Source organism: Synechococcus sp. OH2, from assembly GCF_047462155.1.
Classification (GTDB): Bacteria; Cyanobacteriota; Cyanobacteriia; order Thermostichales; family Thermostichaceae; genus Thermostichus.
Map to the genome: position 1 here is coordinate 5178 of NZ_JANSIR010000075.1, position 2510 is coordinate 7687.

The window sequence follows — 2510 nt, forward strand, 5'->3', positions numbered from 1 at the left end:
ACTGGGTGCCGTAGAGGCTGTGCTGGATCCAGTCCATCAACCAGGGGGACAAAAAGAAAATCAGGGCGTTGAAGGCCAGGGTGAGCAAAACAGCAAAAAGGAGAGAGCCAAAAGAGAACCCCCCTTCCAAGGTGCCGAAAACGGCCAGGGCCAGCACAAACACCATGCCGAACAACAGGCTCAGGGTCACGCCGGCGGCCAGAGTGAGGTTGCCGGCAAAGCTGGCCAAAACCAGCGAGACCCCTGTCTGAGGAGCGCGATACCGGCGGTGGGTCTGACCGGTTTTGAGATTGGAGGTGGCGGGATCCAACTCTGCTAAGGTGCGGCTGGGGTTGAAGCAATAGCGGCTCAGCCAAACGCTCAACAGGCGCAGCTCATGGGGATTGAGGCTTTTCAAGGGCTCCAGCCACAGAGCCGCATCCACAGAGAGCAGCGCCGTCGAGACGGCGCCGGGGTTGCGGAACAAGGGGGGCAGTAGGGGCAAAACCTCCTCTTTTTGCCCAGCCGTGAGGCTATGAAAACCCAAGACCGCCTGGCGCACCACGCTCGAAGGTTGAGGCAGGTCGGCAGTGAGCAACTGGCGGTCTTGGACAAAGCAGTAGCGGCTGAGATCTGGACTGTCGGCGGGATCCCTCCTGCCCGTCGCCACTTCCGGAGCCAGCCCCACCTGAGTTTTCCAGTTGGCCTGCTGCTGGCCGATGGGGCGGCTGTAGAGAGCCAAGCGCTTGACTTGAGGATAGCGGCTGGGAATTGCCTTCTGGAACCAGGCCGTCAGCCTCTCATGGTTGAGAGCAACGTGAGCAGGGTGGTTGATCATGACCACCAAGGCGTAGTCCTCGGCATTGTCTTGGAGGGGCTGGACCTTCACCTGGATCCTCAGACGCAGGTTTGCCAAAGCTTGCTCTAGCCACTGCGCCACTTCCTGCTCGTTCATGGTCATCTCCCGAATTGGGTGGGATAAGCTCAGTTATTGCCTCAACTGCCAATGGCTTTCGACTTTACAGCGGCTATTCTGGCACTTTCCCTGCCAAGGGGATCCCCATCTCCCCACAAACCCAGTACAGCTCCGCTGCTGGGAGAACGCCCCGGGCAAGTATCTGTCCAGGAGCTGAGCTTCAGAAATTGTTTGGCTACAAGATCGAGCGCTGTCCCTCCGGGCTGATGCCGATGATGGTGAGCTGGCAATCCAGCACCTTAAAGCCGTACTTTTCAGCCACCTTCTGGCTGATATTCAGGATGGCGTTGTTTTTGAACTCAATGACTTTGTTGGTTTTAATGCAAACCAAATGGTGGTGGTGGTGGGGGGCAGGCTGGTTGATCTCATAATGTTTGTGGCCTTCGGTCAGTTCCAGCTCGCGCAAAATGCCCATGCGTGCCATCAGCTTGACAGTGCGATAGATGGTGGAAAGGCTGATGTTGTGGCCTTCTTCCCGCAACTTTTTGTGCAGCTCCTCAGCGCTTAGGTGAGTGCCCTCGGGTAGGTTCTGAAAGGTTTGCAAGATAATCTCCCGCTGCCGGGTGGCTCGCCAGCCTCTGGCGTTCAGCTCTGCTTTGAAAGCTTCTTCTGTGTAGACCATAATGCCGCCTCTCCACTTTTGGGAAACATCGCCGCAACAGTCAATAAGTTCTGCAATTGATAATAGCTTCATCCAAGATAGTGCCACCGACTTTCGGCTGCCAAAGGAATCCTGCCCGCCCTCTAGAGAGGCAACCCCGGCGTCCGGACTGCCAGAGGGTGTGGGAAACCGGATCCCGCCTCTATTGGAAATGAGCTAGCCTACAAGGTATGCCCAGGTGGTTCTATAGTTCGAGTGAGTCTGGGCTAACATACTCGGGAGAAGGCCCGCGGCATCCCGGCGGCGTTGGTCAGCGTGGTCAATACGGGAAGGGAAAACAAAGATGCGGTTTGAGCAGCCCAAAACCTATTCCATCTCTCTAGGTGGCTGGGGCTTCTGGCTGGGATCCCTGGCCTTGGCAGCTTTGCTGACCCGTGTCGGGCTGGGTTGGCTGGTTGCTGGGTTGGTGGCTCTGTTGCTGTTCTTGCTCTCTCTGCCGGTACTGGTGCTGCTGGCCTTTCGTTGGTGGGCACGCCGCTGGATTGCCACGGATCGCTGCCCGGTCTGTGGGTCGGAATCGCAGGCCATCGAGGGCAGCCGCTTCTTCTGCCCCAGTTGTGGCGAGCCCCTGTTTGTTGCCGATGGACATTTTTACCGGCAAACGCCCCCCGGCACCATCGACGTGGAACCTGTGGAAGAGAGCAGCTGGGAGCTGCCGAGCTGAGGGATCCGCTCCTGCGGTGGGTCGGCGTTTTTAGAGGGCATTTTGGGTGAAAAGTGCTCTGCAATACTATTGCGAACGACAGCGGCGGGTCTGGCCGGGCTGGCGGTTGGTTGCGATCGGGGTGGGGATGCTCTCGGCGGCGCTCTTGCTGCTGAGCTCAGCTCATTTTTCCCAGGCGACGGCGCAGGGATCCCTGCAGCCCCAGGTGGAGGCGTACCTAGCCCGGTTGA

Annotated in this window: 2 protein-coding genes and 2 pseudogenes; 2 read left to right on the forward strand and 2 right to left on the reverse strand. The window is 58.4% G+C overall.

Annotated features, from left to right (window positions below; genetic code table 11):
• Both NW835_RS06340 and NW835_RS06345 read right to left on the reverse strand, forming a co-directional pair.
• Positions 1-934 (reverse strand): annotated as a pseudogene (locus NW835_RS06340) (peptidase M48); the annotation flags it as partial.
• Positions 935-1130: 196 nt separating this feature from the next.
• Positions 1131-1577: a Fur family transcriptional regulator gene (locus NW835_RS06345; protein WP_414365540.1), complete on the reverse strand. Its 447-nt coding sequence runs from the start codon at positions 1575-1577 to the stop codon at positions 1131-1133.
• Positions 1578-1899: 322 nt separating this feature from the next.
• On the opposite strand from NW835_RS06345, the gene NW835_RS06350 reads away from it, so the two are divergent.
• Entirely contained in the window at positions 1900-2280 is a 381-nt protein-coding gene (locus NW835_RS06350) for a hypothetical protein (protein ID WP_414365539.1), read from the forward strand.
• A gap of 46 nt (positions 2281-2326) precedes the next feature.
• Positions 2327-2510, forward strand: a pseudogene (locus NW835_RS06355) (D-alanyl-D-alanine carboxypeptidase); the annotation flags it as partial.

Bases quoted from the DNA above. Each gene is read 5' to 3' on its own strand.
- NW835_RS06345 (WP_414365540.1), bottom strand. From the start codon at position 1,577: ATGGTCTACACAGAAGAAGCTTTCAAAGCAGAGCTGAACGCCAGAGGC.
- NW835_RS06350 (WP_414365539.1), top strand. From the start codon at position 1,900: ATGCGGTTTGAGCAGCCCAAAACCTATTCCATCTCTCTAGGTGGCTGG.